The sequence below is a fragment of the Kitasatospora sp. NPDC048365 genome (assembly GCF_043200835.1).
Classification (GTDB): Bacteria; Actinomycetota; Actinomycetes; order Streptomycetales; family Streptomycetaceae; genus Kitasatospora; species Kitasatospora terrestris.
In genome coordinates this window covers 82,258-98,851 of the sequence record NZ_JBICYJ010000005.1, presented here as the reverse complement: position 1 = coordinate 98,851, position 16,594 = coordinate 82,258, and the positions used below count along the sequence as shown (strand labels likewise).

Annotated in this window: 12 protein-coding genes; 4 read left to right on the top strand and 8 right to left on the bottom strand. The window is 73.9% G+C overall.

The window, feature by feature from the left end; translation table 11 throughout:
- Positions 1–93: 93 nt before the first annotated feature.
- Positions 94–603 carry a hypothetical protein gene (locus ACGFX4_RS06695; protein WP_393070880.1) on the bottom strand — a complete coding sequence of 170 codons (510 nt, stop codon included), beginning with the start codon at positions 601–603 and terminating at the stop codon, positions 94–96.
- 229 nt (positions 604–832) lie between these two features.
- Here ACGFX4_RS06695 and ACGFX4_RS06690 point away from each other — a divergent pair, with 229 nt between their 5' ends.
- Positions 833–3,577, top strand: coding sequence for a SpoIIE family protein phosphatase (locus ACGFX4_RS06690; RefSeq protein WP_393070879.1), 2,745 nt, complete (start codon positions 833–835; stop codon positions 3,575–3,577).
- 103 nt (positions 3,578–3,680) lie between these two features.
- Here ACGFX4_RS06690 and ACGFX4_RS06685 read toward each other — a convergent pair whose 3' ends face one another.
- The 3 genes from ACGFX4_RS06685 to lanKC form a co-directional block, all read right to left on the bottom strand.
- Positions 3,681–5,450 (bottom strand): ABC transporter ATP-binding protein, encoded by a 1,770-nt coding sequence (locus ACGFX4_RS06685; RefSeq protein ID WP_393070878.1) that lies wholly within the window; start codon positions 5,448–5,450, stop codon positions 3,681–3,683.
- A 130-nt stretch (positions 5,451–5,580) separates the two neighbouring features.
- On the bottom strand, positions 5,581–5,718 hold the full coding sequence (locus tag ACGFX4_RS06680) for a SapB/AmfS family lanthipeptide (protein WP_176189324.1): 138 nt from the start codon (positions 5,716–5,718) through the stop codon (positions 5,581–5,583).
- A 96-nt stretch (positions 5,719–5,814) separates the two neighbouring features.
- Positions 5,815–8,397, bottom strand: coding sequence for a class III lanthionine synthetase LanKC (lanKC, locus tag ACGFX4_RS06675; protein ID WP_393070876.1), 2,583 nt, complete (start codon positions 8,395–8,397; stop codon positions 5,815–5,817).
- 558 nt (positions 8,398–8,955) lie between these two features.
- Here lanKC and ACGFX4_RS06670 point away from each other — a divergent pair.
- Positions 8,956–9,258 carry a hypothetical protein gene (locus ACGFX4_RS06670; RefSeq protein ID WP_393070875.1) on the top strand — a complete coding sequence of 101 codons (303 nt, stop codon included), beginning with the start codon at positions 8,956–8,958 and terminating at the stop codon, positions 9,256–9,258.
- A gap of 59 nt (positions 9,259–9,317) precedes the next feature.
- On the opposite strand, the gene ACGFX4_RS06665 is transcribed toward ACGFX4_RS06670, so the two are convergent.
- Positions 9,318–9,782: a phage tail protein gene (locus ACGFX4_RS06665; RefSeq protein ID WP_393070873.1), complete on the bottom strand. Its 465-nt coding sequence runs from the start codon at positions 9,780–9,782 to the stop codon at positions 9,318–9,320.
- A gap of 270 nt (positions 9,783–10,052) precedes the next feature.
- Between ACGFX4_RS06665 and ACGFX4_RS06660 the strand changes: the two genes are divergently transcribed.
- Positions 10,053–10,736, top strand: a complete 684-nt coding sequence (locus ACGFX4_RS06660) for a VanZ family protein (protein WP_393070871.1) — start codon at positions 10,053–10,055, stop codon at positions 10,734–10,736.
- Between the two features lie 10 nt (positions 10,737–10,746).
- Here the strand turns inward: ACGFX4_RS06660 and ACGFX4_RS06655 are convergent, their stop codons facing one another.
- Positions 10,747–11,556 (bottom strand): alpha/beta fold hydrolase, encoded by an 810-nt coding sequence (locus ACGFX4_RS06655; RefSeq protein WP_393070870.1) that lies wholly within the window; start codon positions 11,554–11,556, stop codon positions 10,747–10,749.
- A gap of 265 nt (positions 11,557–11,821) precedes the next feature.
- Here ACGFX4_RS06655 and ACGFX4_RS06650 point away from each other — a divergent pair, with 265 nt between their 5' ends.
- Positions 11,822–14,350, top strand: a complete 2,529-nt coding sequence (locus tag ACGFX4_RS06650; RefSeq protein WP_393070868.1) for a hypothetical protein — start codon at positions 11,822–11,824, stop codon at positions 14,348–14,350.
- Between the two features lie 157 nt (positions 14,351–14,507).
- Here the strand turns inward: ACGFX4_RS06650 and ACGFX4_RS06645 are convergent, their stop codons facing one another.
- Complete coding sequence (locus ACGFX4_RS06645; RefSeq protein WP_393070866.1) at positions 14,508–15,047, bottom strand: RICIN domain-containing protein; 540 nt, start codon at positions 15,045–15,047, stop codon at positions 14,508–14,510.
- Positions 15,048–15,245: 198 nt separating this feature from the next.
- Positions 15,246–16,403 (bottom strand): DUF3103 family protein, encoded by a 1,158-nt coding sequence (locus ACGFX4_RS06640; protein WP_393070864.1) that lies wholly within the window; start codon positions 16,401–16,403, stop codon positions 15,246–15,248.
- Positions 16,404–16,594: the final 191 nt, after the last annotated feature.

Below are 16,594 nucleotides of genomic sequence, written 5' to 3'. Positions count from 1 at the left end.
TGCCCTCCGGGGCGAACGCGTGCCGGCAGGTGAAGGCGTGCGGCGCGGAGCCCCGGTCGTGGAGGTCTGCGATCAGGTGCGGCGCGCTCCGCGTCAGTCGTCGACCTCCGGTCCGGTGGACGGCGCGGCCGCGCGCAGGGTGTCGCGCACGGCCCGCAGCCGGTCGGCGGGGGCGCCGAGACCGTGCACGCCCAGCCGGGCCGCCTCGACGCCCGGTGCCCGGTGGACGGCGAAGGCGAGGTTCGCGGACTGGTGCACCATCCACTGGTGGTACGAGAGCAGTCGCAGCGCCTCTTCCCGGACAGCGGCCAGGTCGCCGTCGGCGGGCAGAACATGCAGCCAGCCGGCGAGCCTCGCGTAGTGCGCGGCCCGGCGTTGGAGGACCTCGGCCAGACCCGCCGGTACCGGACCGGGCTCGCCGCACGCGGCCACTGCCAGGTCGGTGGGCGCCTGCGCGGCGACGGCCTCGTCCAGGACCACGAGCAGCGCCGCCCGCTGATCGCCGAGGTCGCCGACGGCAGGCGGGCAGGAGCGCGAGCGGCCCACCCACCGGCGCAGCGCCGCCGGTCCGGCGTGCCGCCGCGCGAGCGGGGCTTCACCCACCGGTCACCTCCACAGTGCCCTTCCAGTGTGCGCCGCCCCCGCCGCCGCCCGGCGGGTCGCGGGTCGGCCCCGGCCCAGCGCCTCGGCGATCCGGACGAGCCGGTCCGGCTCGGCGATGCTCGGGGTCGTCGACGTGGAAGCGGCGGCCGACGGTGCGGGCAGGGCTCGGGAGCAAGTGGCGGGCACCGACGCTTCGTGGTCGACCTTGCCGCGGTGTTATCAATGACACATGGTCGACCAGCCCGACCGGGACCGAACCGGGTCGAAGGGGTCGGCGACAGCGAGGAGTCCTCTCCGGAGAAGTCCTCGGAGCGTCGCCGGCCAGGTCTTCCTGCTCCAGGTCGCGGTCGTGGTGCTGCTCGTCCTCGGTGCGATCCTGGCGCTGGTCCTGGAATCGCGGCGCGCCAGCGACTCGGAGGCCCGGAGTCGCTCGGTGGCCGTCGCCGAGACCTTCGCCCACTCCCCCGGCCTGCTCGCGGCGCTGCAGTCCCCGTCTCCGTCGGCGCTGCTCCAGCCGGTGACGGAGGAGACGCGCCAGCAGGCCGGTGTCGATTTCATCGTGGTCATGGACACCCACGGAACGAGGTACACGCATCCTCTCCCGGACCGGATCGGCAAGCAGTTCGTCGGGACGATCGGCCCGTCGCTGGCCGGCCAGGTCTACACCGAGAGCGTGCACGGTCCGCTCGGCCACGAGGTCCAGGCGGTCGTTCCCGTCAAGGCCGCCGACGGTTCGGTCGTCGGCCTGGTGTCGGCCGGGCTGAAGGTCAAGAACGTGACCTCGGCCGGCGACCGGCAGCTGCCGGTCATCCTCGGCACCGGTGCCGCGGCACTCGCGGTGGCCACGACCGGGACCGCGCTGGTCGCCAGGCGGCTGAAGCGCCAGACGCGCGGCCTGGGTCCGGCCGAGATGACCCGCATGTACGAGCACCACAACGCTGTCCTCCACGCGGTGCGGGAGGGCGTGCTCATCGTCGGGCAGGACAAGCGGCTGCTGCTCGCGAACGACGAGGCGAGGGAGTTGCTCGGACTGCAGGCCGACGCGGAGGGCAGGCAGCTGGACGAGTTGCAGGGCCTCGACCCCGACACCGCGGAACTGCTGTCGTCGGGCAGGGTGGCGACCGACGAGGTGCAGCGGGCAGGCGGCCGGTTGCTCGTGGTGAACCAGCGGCCCACCGACCGCCACGGCGGTGCGATGGGGACGGTCGCGACGATCCGTGACTCCACGGAACTCCTCGCGCTGGCTGGCAAGGCCGAGATGGCCGGCAACCGCCTCGCGCTGCTCTACGAGGCCGGTATCGGCGTCGGCACGTCGCTCGATGTCGTTCGCACGGCCGAGGAGCTGGCCCGGATCGCCGTTCCCGGCTTCGCCGACTTCGTCACCGTCGACCTGGCCGACCCCGTCCTGCACGGCGACGAGCCCACGGGTGCGGGGCTGAACCTGCGCCGGGTGGCCGTCAACGGCATCCGTGAGGACCATCCCTTCTACCCGCGCGGCAAGCTGATCGACTTCGTCCCTTCCACACCCCAGGCCCAGGGCTTCGGCAGTGGCCGGTCGCAGGTGGTGCCCGACTTGTCGGTCGCCCACGGCTGGCAGGCCCAGGACCCGGAATGGACCCGCCGGATCATCGACTACGGTGTCCACTCCCTCATCACCGTTCCGGTGGCCGCCCGCGGCATCATCCTCGGTGTCGCCGCCTTCTGGCGGTCGCAGAAGCCCGAGCCGTTCGACGACGGGGACCGGTCGCTCGGCGAGGAACTGGTCGCGCGGGCCGCCGTCAGCATCGACAACGCCCGTCGCTACACGCGCGAGCACGCCATGGCCGTGACCCTGCAGCGCAGTCTGCTGCCGCGTGCCCTGCCGGAGCAGAGTGCCCTGGACGTCGCGCACCGCTACCTGCCCGCACAGTCCGGAGTCAGCGGCGACTGGTTCGACGTGATACCGCTGCCCGGCTGCCGGGTCGCCCTGGTCGTGGGCGACGTGGTCGGCCACGGGCTGCACGCGGCGGCCACCATGGGCCGTCTGCGCACCGCCGTGCACAACTTCGCTGCCCTCGACCTCCCGCCCGACGAGTTGCTCGGCCAGCTGGACGAGCTGGTGAACCGCATCGACCTGGAGGAGAGCGACAGCGAATCCGGGATCGGCGTCACCGGGGCCACGTGCCTCTACGCGATCTACGACCCGGTCTCCCAGCTCTGCAGCATCGCGAGAGCAGGGCACCCCGCACCCGCGCTGGTCCGTCCCGACGGCAGCGTCGTCTTCCCCGAGCTCCCCATCGGCCCACCGTTGGGAGCGGGCGGCATGCCGTACGAGACGGCGCAGGTGCACCTGGCCGAAGGCACCCAGATCGTCCTCTACACGGACGGCCTGGTCGAGGAGCGCACGCGCGACTTCGACGTCGGCATGGAACTGCTGCGCGAAGCGCTCTCCCACCGCAACCGGCAGCCGGAGGAGAACTGCCGGGCCGTGCTCGAAGCCCTGCTGCCGGACCGGCCGCAGGACGATGTCGCGCTGCTGATCGCCGAGACCCGGGTGCTGGGTGCCGAGCGGGTCGCCGAGCGGGAGGTGCCCTCCGATCCGGCCGCCGTCGCCGATGTGCGGGCATGGATCACCGCGACGCTGGAGGAGTGGGGCCTGGCCGATCTGACGTTCGCCACGGAGCTGGTCCTCAGCGAACTGGTCACCAACGCCATCCGCTACGGTTCGCCACCGGTACGGGTGCGGCTGCTGCACGACCGCAGCCTGATCTGCGAGGTGGCGGACGGCAGCAGCACCTCCCCGCACCTGAAGTACGCGGCGACGACGGACGAGGGCGGCCGCGGGCTCTTCCTGGTGGCCCAGCTCACCGAGCACTGGGGCGTCAGGTACACCTCGCAGGGAAAGATCATCTGGGCGGAGCAGCCCCTGCCCGCCTCGGCCGGAATCCCGAACGGCAGGCGGCACGAACCCTCGACGGCCGTGCACGTGCCGTAACGGGCAGAGCCCTGACTCGCTCGGGGCGGTCCGCACCGGCCGGTTCCGGGCCGGTTGCGGCCTCTCCGCTCCCCGCGTGCCGGAGAGGCCTCCGCGACCGCCCTCAGTGGGCGGGGGCGGCCTGGCTGGCGACCAGGTCGCGGTAGGGGGTGCAGCGGGCCAGCAGGGTGGAGTGGTCGCCGGCGTCGAGGACGGCGCCGCGGCCCATCACCACCACGTGCTGGGCGTCCTGCACGGTGGAGAGCCGGTGGGCGACCACGATCACGGCGCGGGTCGCGGCGAGGCGGCCGACGATGGCGCGGAAGCGCTGTTCGTTGAGGCCGTCGAGCTGGCTGGTCGGCTCGTCGAGGAGGATGATCTCGGCGTCCGAGAGCAGGGCCCGGGCGAGGGCCATCCGCTGCCGTTGGCCGCCGGAGAGGTCAGCCTCGCGGCCGATCGGGGTGTCGAGGCCCTGCGGCAGGCGGGCGATGTCCTCGGTGAGTCCGACGGCGTCGAGCGCGGCGGCGAGCTCGTGCGGGTCGGCGGGGGTGCGGCGGCCGAGTTGGAGGTTCTCCCGGACGGTGGCCTCCAGCAGGGTGAACGCCTGGTCGACGTAGGCGATCCGGGCGCGCAGGGCGTCCAGCGGCCAGTGGCGGGTGTCGTGGCCGAGGACGGTGATCGACCCGGCGGACGGCTGGATGAACCGGTCGATCAGGGCGAGCGTGGTGCTCTTGCCCGCGCCGGAGGAGCCGACCACGGCGGTCAGGCCGGTGCGCGCGGTGGTGAAGGAGATGCCGCGCAGCGCGGCGTCGGCGGCGCCGGCGTGGGTGTAGCTGACGCCCTGGAAGACCACCGAGGGCGCGTCCGGGACGGGCGCGGGGACGGGCAGCGCGGCGTCCTGCGGGTCGGCCTCGGGCGGCAGGTCGAGCAGGTCGTTGCAGCGGTCGCGGGCGGCGAGGCCGGCCTGCAGGCGGCCGAAGCCGGTGGCGAGGGTGCTCACCGACGGCACGGTCTGCAGCAGGTAGAGCAGGAACGCGGCGAACGCCCCGACCTCCAGGTCGCCGGCGGCCAGCCGGGCGCCGCCGGTGAGGATCACGGCGATCATCGCGAACTGGTTGCCGAGCGTCAGCACCGCCGGGACGAGCGCGCTGAGCCGCGCGCCCTCCAGCGACACCACCCGCAGCTCCTCGGCGTCGGCGGCCAGCGCCCGGGCGGCGACCGGTTCGGCGCGGTACGCCTTGACGGTGGTGAGGGCGTCCAGGGTGGCGGTGTAGCGCTGGGCGATCCGGCCGACGGCGTCCTGCTGGCCGGTGACGTTGCCCCGCATCCGGCGCAGGATCAGCAGGACCAGCACGGTGAGCACGGCGAGCGCGCCGACCGTGACCAGGGTGAGCACCCAGTCGATCCACACCATGACGAGCAGGGTCGCCCCGACGGTCAGGGCGGCGAGCGGCAGTTGGGTGGCGACCTCGACGACCTGGCGCAGCAGCAGCGCGTCGGAGGTGATCCGGGCGGCGAGGTCGCCGACGCCCTGGGCGCGGACGACGGCCAGCGGCAGCCGCAGGCTGTGTTCCATCAGGCGGATCCGCAGCCGGTAGGTCATCCGCTCGCCGATCCGGGCGAGCAGGAAGCCGGAGGCGGCCTGGCTGAGCGCGCCGGTGAGAGCCGCCACGCACATCGCCAGGACGGCGGGGCCGAGCGGGTGGTGTTCGGAGAATTCGGCGATGATCTCCCGGACCAGCAGCGGCAGGACGAGGCCCGCGCCGGTGGAGACGAGGGCGAGCAGCAGGGCGAAGGCGAGCCTCAGCGGGTGGGCGGTGAGTTCGCGGCGCAGGCGCAGCCGCGGAGGTCCGGGGACGCGGGGGGTGGTCCGGGGAGTCGGGGCGGCGGCCACGGGCAACCTCTCTGCTGGACGTGGATCGGGCCGCAGCGGTCGGCTGCGGCCCGGGTACCGGCCGGGCCCGTGGTGCGGCGGGCCCGGCCGGCGTGTGGTGCCTGTCTGCGCAGCGTGGCGCAGGGTCAGATCACAGGCAGAGCAGGGTGCTGACGGTGCTGGTCCCGCAGTTGAGGACGCTCAGGGAGCTGGTGCTGGCGAGGGTGTCGTCGATCGGGGCCGCCTCGGTCTCGGGCAGCTCCATGGTCTGGAGGTCGAGGATCGCCATGACGTTCTCCTTCTCACTGGTGTGACCCACCCGGCCGGACGGCCGGGAGTTCGGTGGGGGCGCGCCGCACGGGCGCCCGGGGGGTGTGGCGTACGGTCAGTTCGCCGCGGCGGTACCGGTCCAGGGCAGGAACGGGGTTCCGGCCAGGGCGGTGCCGAGGGCGAGCAGGACGCCGGCGGATCCGGTGGCCAGGTCGGCGGAGAGCCGCAGCAACTGGTCGCCGGGGAAGGCGGGGTGGCCCTGGTAGGTGACCTGGTGCAGGGTCAGCAGGGCGCGTTGGCGGTCGAGCAGCGCGGGCCCGTCCGGGTCGGCGGCGCGGTGGCGGGTGAGCGCGAGGTAGCCGATCAGTCCGGCGCGGCCGTTGAACAGGCCGGGCTGGATGATGAATTCGGGTTCCGCGGCTCGGCGGATCGCCGCCTCGTGCCGTCCGGTGGGGCTGTCGGGCCGGTGCGCGAGCAGCGCGTCGACGGCGAGTCCGATGCCGGCGCTCCCGGTCTCCAGGTAGGGCAGGACGCGGTGCCCGTCGAGCACTTGGAAGGTGCCGTCGGCCACGGGGGTGCACCGGTCGAGGTCGAGTTCGAGCAGGGCCTCGGCCTGGTCGAGCAGGGCGCGCTCCCCGGTGTGTTCGGCGAGCCGGACGAGGGCGAGGGCGGTGCCGGAGGCGCCGGCCAGCAGTCCGGCGCGCCGCCTGGGGTCGTCGCGGCCGGCCTTCTCCAGGTCGGCGGCCGCGGTGCGGACCAGGGCCAGTGCCTCGTCGAGGTACCGCTCGCTGCCGGTGGCGTCGGCGAAGTGCAGCAGGGCCAGGGCGATGCCGGGTGCGCCCGATGCCAGTGCGGTGCCCGGGTCTGCGGTCCGGTCGCGGTCCGGCGCGGTGAGGCGTTCGATCAGCCGCAGGGCCGTGTCGCGTTCGCCGAGCAGGTCGAGGACGTACGCGACGCCGTGGCCTCCGTGGTAGAGGCCGGGGGTGGTGCCGCGGGTGCGGGCGGCGTCGGCGAGCCAGCGGACGTGGTCGGGGTCGACGGGTGCGCCGGTGGCGTGCAGGGCGTACAGGACGCCGGCGGCGCCGTGGGCGATGCCGAGCCCGCCGAGGGTGAACTGGGCGACGTCGCCGGGGAAGAGCCGGTCGGTGCGTTCGGGGCTGGCCGTGGCGGCGATCCCGGCGGCCAGCGCGTCCCTGATCCGGGGCCAGTCCGCCTCGGGTGCGGCGAGCAGGGCCTTGGCCTCGGCGCGGCGCAGGCCGAGCGCGGGGCGCTGGGTGCGGCCGTCGTCCGGTGCGGCGCCGAGGTAGCGGCGGATCGCTTCGGTGTAGCCGGGCGGGACCGGGAAGCGGGCCTCGATGGCGTCGGCGAGTTCGGCGGCCTTGCCGGGGTCGAGCGCGGGCAGTTGGGCGAGCGGGTAGAACAGCCACAGCCGGACGGCGGCGAGCGCGTACCGGTCGACCTCCGTCCCGGTGTAGCCCTTGGGGGCGGTGAAGCCGGCGGCGCCGAGCGCCGGGCGGAGGAAGTCCTCCTCGGTGCTGGCCAGTTCGAAGTCGATGAAGCAGAGTTCGCCGTCCGGGCGCAGGATCAGGTTGCGCGGGTGGAGGTCGCCGAAGACCACCCCGCGGGCGTGGATGCCGGCCAGCGCCCGCTCCAGGCGGTCGACGACGGCGAGCGCGTCGCGGGTGTAGGCGGCGACGACGTCCGGGTCGGCGTCCGGGTGGATCAGCGGGTACTCGGCGGTCAGCCACTCGCTGAGGGAGCGGCCCTCCACGTACTCCTGGACCAGGAACTCGTGCTCCCAGGCCGTCAGCAGCCCGTGCTGGGCCGGTACTCCGGGCACGCCGGCGAGCCGTTCCAGGACGGCGTGCTCGTTGCGCAGCCGGGTGACCGCGTCCACGCCGCGCTGGTCGAGGCCGGCCAGCGGCCGGGCCTCCTTCAGCACCACCTGCGGTCCGTCGGCGCCGGTGGCGCGGCCCAGGTAGACGCCGCCGGCGTTGGAGAAGTGCAGGACCCGTTCCACGGTGTACGGCAGCCCGCTGTCGCGCTGGGCGGCCCGTGCCGCGACGGCGGGGGCGACGACCGGCGGCACCGGCGCCCAGTCGGGCACGGCGAAGCCCGGTCCGCGCACGTCCGGGACCAGCCGGCCGTCCGGGTGGGTCAGGGCGAGCACCCGCTCCCCCGCCTCGTTGCGGCAGTACTGCTCGGCGAAGCCCCCGTACCGCAGGTAGAGCGGTCCCTCGCCCCAGCGCAGGTCGCTGAGGATGTACGGTCCGCGCCGCCCGGCGAGCAGGGTGCCCAGGTCGTCGAGACATCGTTCCAGCGCCTCGTCGTCGACCGGGTAGATCGTGCAGAACTTGCCGCTGGCGCCGCGCGGGGCGTACTTGGAGTTCTGGACCTGGAGGATCGGCAGTCCGCGCAGGAACTTGAAGGCCGTCCGCTCCCGCAGGCAGTACGCGAAGACCGTCTCCAGGACCTCCTCCGCGTCCTCGGCGCACGAGGACACGTGGATCTTCCAGCCCTGCTCCGGCAGCCGCACCCCGGTGGGCCGCACGACGGCCCAGATCTCCAGGTCGCCCCGCTCCCAGCCCGCCGGCAGCGGGCGGGTCACGGCGGCGAACTCCTCGGTGGCGCCCCAGCGGCGGGGCGAGTCGTAGAAGTGCGGGTCTGCGTAGGCGTACGCCTCGTAGCGGTTGTCCAACGGAACCTCCTCGGCACGGGGGTGCGGACGGGGCCGTCAGCAGGCCGGCGGTGGGGGAATCTCCCCGCCGCCGGTGCGACAACCAGAAGTATTCAATCCCGATGAGTTCGTGGGCAACGGCGTACAGGACGCTATGTCGGCGGAATATTCACCACGGCGCGGGCCGCGACCCCGCTGCGAGCCTTGGCGCGGACACGTACGCCCCGCCGCCCCGCCGGCCCCGTCCGCCATCGACCGCGCGCCCCCGCCGACCGGTCGTCCGCACCGCTTCGACCTGCTACTTCACCCACCGCCCCGACCTCCGGGCGGGCATCCGGCGCCCGGGGCGCCACCGGCGCACGCACCATCGGCATTAACGGTTCCGCATGGTCCGATTCACCTGGAACCATTGTCGAATTTATGGAATGCCAACGAACAGACGCCCACGAATCGCATTCATGTTCGCATCAAAAAGCCATTGTCGACCGCCTCGGTGAGGCGCCTCGCCTCCCGCCCGCCCCCGGCCGATCCTGGAGCGAGCAGCCGGCTGCCGTGCCGGCGGACCGAGGAGGCCAGACCGTGAAGTTCGTTCAGATCATCGAGTACAGGACGAGCCGCATCGACGAGTTCGACGCCCTGCTGGACGCCTGGGTGGAGAAGAACAAGGGCAGGCGCCTGGCGTCCCGGGCGATGCAGACCCGCGACCGCGACAAGGAGAACGTGTACCTGAACATCGTCGAGTTCCCGTCGTACGAGCAGGCGATGGAGAACTCCGACCGCCCGGAGACCGCCGAGTTCGCGGCGCAGATGGCGGCGCTGTGCGACGGGCCGCCGGTCTTCCGCAACCTCGACCTGCTCGACGAGCGGAACTTCGAGGGCTGAGACGGACACGGGCCCGGCCGGCAGCGCTGCAGCCGCCGGCCGGGCCCGTACCCGGCGCCTCAGTACTCGTTCTTGATGACGAAGAAGGAGCCGCGGATGGTGCCGGCGAGCTTCGACTTCTGCCGCGCGAACTTGAACCGCGACACCAGCTCGTCCGGGACCTCCATCCCGTCGGAGAGCTTGAACCCGACCGCCCGCTTCCCGCCCTCCCCCAGGGTGTACATCACGTTGACCGACAGGCCGCTCTCGTAGAAGACGTAGGCCATCCGGATGTCCTCGACCTGGAACTCGGTGGCCTCCAACGGCCGCGACGCGATGACCAGGTCGCGCTCCTCCGCGAGGATCCGGTGCACCCGGTCGACCGTCTCCCGGGCCTCGTCCGCCGGCTCCACGGTGAAGACGTGGTCGTACTTGTTCTTGAAGTAGCGGGCCTCGTTCGCCCGCAGGCCGGCCAGCGCCTCCGCGACGGGCGACGACTCCAGCCCGACGGTCGACACGGTCTCGAAATCCACGGCGTAGGTCATGGCAGATCCCTCGTCCTCGGGACGGCACGGGTGCAGTACGGCGATCCTAAGCGGCACGCCCCCTTCCGGGGCGCAGCCGCCCACCCGGGAGTGACCCGCCGCGCAGGCCGCCGTCGCGGGCGCCGTCGCAGGCGCTGACTCCGGTCGCCGTTCCCGGCCGCCGTTTCGCGGGCGCAACCGGGCCGGTGCGGGCGGACGTCCTCCTCCCGTGCGAGCGGGGCCGCCGGGCTCCCGTCCGCCCCGTCCTGTCGCCGTCCCCGCAGTGGAGCCATGAACCACACCGCCTCACCACCCGCCCCGTGGCGCCGTACCCGCCGCTTCGCGCTCACCGCCCCGGCGTTCCTGGCCGCGGCCGCCGTGGCCTTCCTCGCACAGCGGCCGCTGCGCCACCACCGCGACGGATGGCACGCCTGGGCCGGGACGTTCAACGGCGTCGTCCTGGTCACGGCGGCCGCGCTGCCGTTCGCCGCGCTGGCGGTGTGGGCGCTGGCCCGCCGCCGACGGGCCGCCGGCGCGGCGCCACAGTGGGCCCGGCGCAGGTCGCTGGCCGAGGTCGGGATCGTCTACGGGACGGTACCGTGGGTCTGGATGATCATGCTGCCGGGCGCGGGCGCCGGTGTCGCGCCCCGCCGGATCAGCCTGCTGCCGCTGCGCGACCTGTTCGCGATCCTCACCGAGGGCTCCGCGGCGACGGCGACCGTCCAGATCGTCGGCAACCTGCTGGTCTTCGCGGCGCTCGGGTTCTTCGCACCCGTCCGCTTCGCCGCCCTGGCCTCGGTCCCGCGCGTCCTCGCCCTGGCGGCCGGCTGCTCCGTCCTGGTCGAGACCGCGCAGTACGTCCTGTGGCTGGACCGGGTCTCCTCGGTCGACGACGTCCTGCTCAACGCCGCCGGCGCCGGCCTGGCCGCCCTCGCCTCACGCCGCCGGTGGCGCACCCCGAACGCCACCCCGTGATGCCGGGTGGTCAGGTGTCCAGGCTGCGGGCCGCCTCGACGATCACCGCGGCCACCCGGGCGGGCTGGTCGACCAGGACGAGGTGGCCGGCGTCCGGCACCGCCACCATGGTGACCCGCGGGTTCGCCTCCAGCTCCCGGCGCTCCTCGTCCTTGAGGCCGATCTCGTCGTGGTCGCCGCGGACCACCCAGGCGCGGGCGCCCGAGTCCCGCAGGCGGGTCACCAGCGACGGGTGCCGGTCGAGGTAGGCGTAGTAGTGGTGAACGACCTCGCGGCAGAACGCGGGGTCGTTGTCGGCCATGTCCGCCGCCAGGGCCTGTGCGCGGTGCTCGGGGACGTGGTCCTTCAGCATGTCCTTCTTCATCGTCCGGGGCATCGCCTTCAGCATGGCCGTCCACGCCAGCGGGCCCAGTCCCGGCACCCGCCCGGCCCGGTCCAGGACGCCGAGGAACCTCGCCTCGTCCGCCCGCGAGAACGTCGGGGAGAGCAGCACCAGCGGGCCGCGGAAGAGCCCGAGGGCCGCCGCCTCGATCGCGACGTTCGCGCCCATGCTGTGCCCCACCAGCACCTCGCAGCGCCCGGCGGCCGCGACCTCGCCCATCCGCCGCGCGTAGCCCTCCATCGACAGGTCCGCCGGCGGCTCCGTCCGGCCGAACCCGGGCAGCGTCACGGCCACCGCGCCCAGCCCGGCCCCGGCCATCGCCGGTTGCGCCATCACGTCCGCGTAGAACTCGGTGGTGCACAGCCCACCCGGCAGCAGCAGCACCCGGCGCCGGGCGTCCTCGGGGCCCGCCCTGCGAACATCCAGACTCGCGTCCATACCCCCAACCCTCCGCCCGCGGCCCCCACCGCGCGACCGCCCGCGCCCCGGCACGGTCGATCTCGTGATTCGACCTCGAACGGAAGGGCGAAATCCCGGCGGGCGGGGGGCCGCCCGCGCCACGTTCACTCAGTCACATTCGGTCACGATTCATCCAATACGAAAAACCGCGTCTGACGCGTACCCTCCATCGACCTAGCCTGATCGACGGGCCTGACCTGACTGACCGTCAGGCCGTTTCGCTGATCCGAGGTGGAGAGAACCTGTGCTGAAAAGCCCGCGTCCGCCCCTGTCGATCCGTCCGCTGCGTGCCGTTGCGGCCGCCGCCCTGACCACCGCCGTCGTCCTGTTCGGCCTGGCCGGCACCGCCCCGGTGGCCGTCGGTGCCGCCGAGGACGGCGCGTCCACCGCTGCGGCCTCCGCGCTGGTGAAGAGCGTCCAGAACGTCACCCACCCCGGGGCGGCCACCGCCGACCACGGGGACACCGTCAACTGGACCGTCCGCTACCAGAACGGGGCGACCGGAGCCGCCGCCCCGGCCACCGTCACCGACCCGATCACGGGGGCGGGCAGCGCCCAGACGTACGTGCCCGGCTCGCTCCGCGTCCCGCCCGGCTGGACGCCGTCCTGGTCCACCGACGGCAGCACCTTCGCCGGCACCGATCCGGGCGCGGCGACGACCGCCGTCCGCGCCGAGAACCCGGCGGCCCGCGGTACCGGCACGAGCCTCGCCGCGCCGCTGCTCGCGCCGGTCCGGCCGACCGCGCAGTCCACCGGCGGCGACGGCTTCACGCCGATCCTGCACCGGACCGCGTCCGGGGAGGTCCAGGCGTGGAACATCTACCACCACGCCGGGCGCACCGCCCCGCAGGTGGTCTGCAGCAACCTGTCCTCCGGTCAGCCCTGCACCGGCGGGCCGTGGCCGCGCCCGCTGAACACCACCGCCGGCCCGCTCGGCAGCGGCGCCACCGGTGACATCGGCAGCCCGCTGACACCCCAGTACGTGCTCGACCCCCAGCACCCCGGCCAGGTCCTCTACCCGGCCGTCACCGCCGGCTCCGTCGGCGTCGGCTGCCTGGACCTCGACGCGCACGCCAACTGCGGCTACACCGCCCTCGCCCCCACCGGCACCACCCCGAGCAGCGCCAACAGCCTGGCCGGCCTGGTCCTCGCGGGCGACAACGTCTACGGCGTCGCCACCACCGGGCAGGTCCTGTGCCTGGCGACGGCCACCCGCACCCCGTGCGCCGGCCAGCCGTACGCGCCCGTCGTCGCCCCCAACCACGACCTGCCGAGCACCCCGAACGCCCTGTACCTCGGCGCAATGACGGTGGCGGGCGACAAGGTCTTCGCCTCCTCCTCGCCGCAGAGTTCCGGCTCCACCACCCCCGGCGCACCCGCCATCGGCTGCTTCGACACCGCCACCCTCACCGCCTGCGCCGGCTGGACGACCCCGCACCTCGCCGGGCCCAACGCCGGCTACTACGCGTACGACGCCTACACCGCGTACGACACCGCCGGGCACCCGGACGGCGTCTGCACCAGCACCGTCGGCGGCGCCAACATCCTGACCACCTGCTACGGCCTCGACGGCTCCGCGCACAGCGCGCCCGCCACCCTGTCGACGCTGTCCGGCGGGGTGCTCACGTTCAACCCCGAGACGGTCACCACCGCCGACGGCACGCGCAGCTACTTCCCCGTCTGGGGCGGCGGCGTGGCCGGTGCGACGGTCTGCCACGACTGGACCACCGCCGCACCCTGCGCGGGCTTCCCGCTGCCCGCGACCCACCCGGGCGTCAACGGCGGCGCCACCCGGGACTACGGCTACACCTACGACACCACCACCCGCTGCCTGATCGCCCTCGGCGACGCCGGCGTGCTGTTCTCCCTCGACCCGGCGACCGGCACGACCCCGTGCGTGCACAGCGGCGCCGCCGTCACCCTCAAGCCCGCCGACTTCTACTGCGACGGCGCCACCGGCCACGTCCAGGCCTACACCCGGGCGCGCCTCACCGACATCGACCTCTCGCACATCGACCTCGCCGCGTCCCGCGCCGTCGTCACCGACCCGGACGGCAGCACCGTCCTCAGCACGGCCCTCGCCGCGGACGGCACGGTCGACCTGTCGGGCATCCCGCCCACCGCGCACCCCGCGATCACCGTCACCACCCAGCTCGTCCTCACCGGCACCGGCGACTTCACCGCCGACAACCACCCCGCCCTCGTCGTCGAGTACCAGGGCGACGCGCCGCAGATCTGCTTCCGCACCACCGTCACGCCCGACTGCGCGACCACGGCCCTCACCAACACCGCGACCGGCACCGACGCCACCGGGGCCCTCACCTCCAACACCGTCACCACCGCCGTCGCGCCGGGCGCCGGCTGCCGGCCGCGCGTCAGCGTCGAGAAGGAGATCTGCGGCTCCGCCAACCCGCACGACTGCGCACCCGGCGGCCCCGGCCCCTGGGCCAAGACCAGCCCCGTCGGCCTGCTGGGCCTGCTCGGCACCGCGCACTGGCGGATCACCGTCACCAACGCCGGCCCGGTCGCCGCCACCTCCGTGACCGTCAACGACGCGGTCACCCCCGGCTGCCGGACGGCCGCCGGCACCTTCACCCTGCCCACCGGGACCAGCCGCGCGATCTACTGCGACTCCTTCCTGCTGGCCCTCCCCCTCAAGAACACCGCCTCCGCCGGCTTCGTCCCCGCCAACTCCCCGCCCGGCACCGCCCCCACCACCACCGCCCCCTCCTCGGCGCTGGCCTGCTCCCTGCTCTGCATCCTCCACGACTGACGGCCAACTGATGAGCCCTCCGTACGGCCCGGGCGGGCCGTACGGAGGGCTCGACCCGTAGGCCTACGCACCTGGGAGCTGTCGTCCGAGCTGAGCTGCGCCATCCGTGGCAGGTGCCGCTCGCCGAAGCATGCCTGATGCCCCTCCCCTCCGGAGGCTAGTGGTTGGGCGAGAAGGGGTACCAGATCTGGTTGTTCCCGTTCCAGCAGTCCCACTGCTGGGCGCGGGCGCCGTTGGTGGTGTACCGGCCGTCGACCTCCAGGCACTTGCCGCTGTGGACGTTGCGCAGGACGTAGCCGGTGCCGGGGACGTGCGTCCAGGTCCACTGCTGGCTGGCGCCGCCGGTGCAGGCCCACTGGCGGACGGGCGCGCCGTTGTCGGTGCGCCAGTCGGCGACCTCCAGGCACTTGCCGCTGTGGACGTTGACCAGCGAGCCCGTGGGGCCGGCCGTCAGGCTCCACTGCTGGCTGCCGCCGTAGTGGCAGTCCCACTGCCGAGCGGGGGCGCCGCTGTCGGTGCGCCAGTCCGCGATCTCCAGGCAGTGGGGGCTGTTGGCGATGCCCAGCACGACGACGTTCGGTACGGCGCTGGGGTGGTAGGGGTTCGCGGCGCTCGCAGCGCTCGCGGTGGGTGCGCCCGCGACGAGCGCGAGGCCGGCGCCCAGGAGGGCGGCGGCGGTCCGGGTCTTGAAGGCCATGGCGGCGGTTCCCCGTCGGAGAGAGGTGCGGATGGGCGGGTGGTGCGGCTGCCCGTTGCATGATCATCGGGCAGTCGACCGGCACACCCTAGCGGTTGGCACCGGAACGGTCGACGCGGTTTCCGGGGCCACGCGCGGAACCCCGCCCACCGGTCGGCGGGCGGGGTCGGGGAGGGTCCGGGAGGAGCTGCCGCGGGCTCAGAACTGCTGCACGAAGTACGGCTCGACGGTCATGAAGCCGTTGCCGCGCGCGCCGTCGAGGCGGCCGGTGCTGGTGCGGGCGAGGGTGTACCAGGACTCGACGTAGTCCGGGTCGTCGGTCCACCAGGACGAGGGGAGCGCGCCCAGCACCGCGTTGACCAGCGGGATGTACGCGCCCTGGTCGGCGATGGTGAGCAGCACGGCGGCGACGGCCTGGGCGAGGGCGAGGTAGTTGGTGTCGCCGTCGTCCTCCATCAGGACGACGTCGGCGAGGTTGTACTTGTAGTTCGACCAGTTCACCAGGATCTGGTTGGGGCGGTAGAGCGTGCCGTCGTACTGGAGGTAGGGCATCGCGACCGAGTCGACCCGGACCTTGCCGTCCAGGCCGAAGCCGGTGACCAGGGCGAACATCTCGGCGGCGCCCTTGAACCAGGGCTCCTCGTCGTCGGCGACCTGGATCGACGTGATCTTGGTGGCCCACCAGCCGGCGGCCGCCGTGGCCGACGCCGGGGCCGTGGCCGCGCCCTGGGCTCCCGTCGGCGTCTGGCTGCCGAACTCCCGCTGGAGCAGCGCGATCCCGGCTGCCAGGGTCTTCGCCGTGTCGAGGTCGACCAGGTAGACGGGTCGCTCGGGCACCCGGGCGGTCTCCAGGACGTGGACCCGGCCGGCCGTGTCGTAGGCGCGCAGCGTACGGGCGTGCTCGTCGGTGGCGGCCGTCGCGACCAGCGGCGCGGCGCCGCCGTCCAGGGCGCCGCGCATCGTGCGGTCGGCGAGCTGTACGCGCAGGAGCGGGCCGAGGTCGGCACCGAGGCCCTTGGCCGCGGCGACCTGCCGGTCGGCTCTCGCGGTGGTGTCGGCGAGCTTCCGGGCGGCGGCGCCGGGGACGGCGGTGGCGAGCGGGGCGAGTGCGGCCGGTCCGGCGGTGGCGGCCGTCGCGGTCCGTACGCGCTCGCGCAGGGCGGAGTCGGCGAGGGCGGTGGCGAGGGTGCGGGCGACCTGGTCCTCGATCGCCGTGACCCGGCCCGCGGTTGCGGCGGGGTGCGAGGCGCCGGGGGGCTGCGGTGCGGGGGTGGCCACGGCCTGACCCGCGCCGAGCGCGAGCAGGGGCAGGGCGGCGAGCGTCGCGACGGCGCGCCGCAGGCGGAACTGGGGCATGCGGGATCTCCAGACTCGTCGGGTGAGATGTCGGAGCAGCAGTGCGCATGGAGCGGCACCGCCGCCTGGTGGGTCAGCGGCGCCATGACAAGTGAAGTGCCTCCCCGGGCCGGGATCAACCCCCGTTCAACGAACTGTCAGTCCGTCGCGCGTGAACGCCCGCGGACGGTCCGTCCGACCGATCCGCCACC

Coding starts and splice junctions, on each gene's coding strand:
- ACGFX4_RS06690 (WP_393070879.1), top strand. CDS start 833: ATGGTCGACCAGCCCGACCGGGACCGAACCGGGTCGAAGGGGTCGGCG.
- ACGFX4_RS06680 (WP_176189324.1), bottom strand. CDS start 5,718: ATGGCGATCCTCGACCTCCAGACCATGGAGCTGCCCGAGACCGAGGCG.
- ACGFX4_RS06665 (WP_393070873.1), bottom strand. CDS start 9,782: ATGACCTACGCCGTGGATTTCGAGACCGTGTCGACCGTCGGGCTGGAG.
- ACGFX4_RS06660 (WP_393070871.1), top strand. CDS start 10,053: ATGAACCACACCGCCTCACCACCCGCCCCGTGGCGCCGTACCCGCCGC.
- ACGFX4_RS06655 (WP_393070870.1), bottom strand. CDS start 11,556: ATGGACGCGAGTCTGGATGTTCGCAGGGCGGGCCCCGAGGACGCCCGG.
- ACGFX4_RS06645 (WP_393070866.1), bottom strand. CDS start 15,047: ATGGCCTTCAAGACCCGGACCGCCGCCGCCCTCCTGGGCGCCGGCCTC.
- ACGFX4_RS06640 (WP_393070864.1), bottom strand. CDS start 16,403: ATGCCCCAGTTCCGCCTGCGGCGCGCCGTCGCGACGCTCGCCGCCCTG.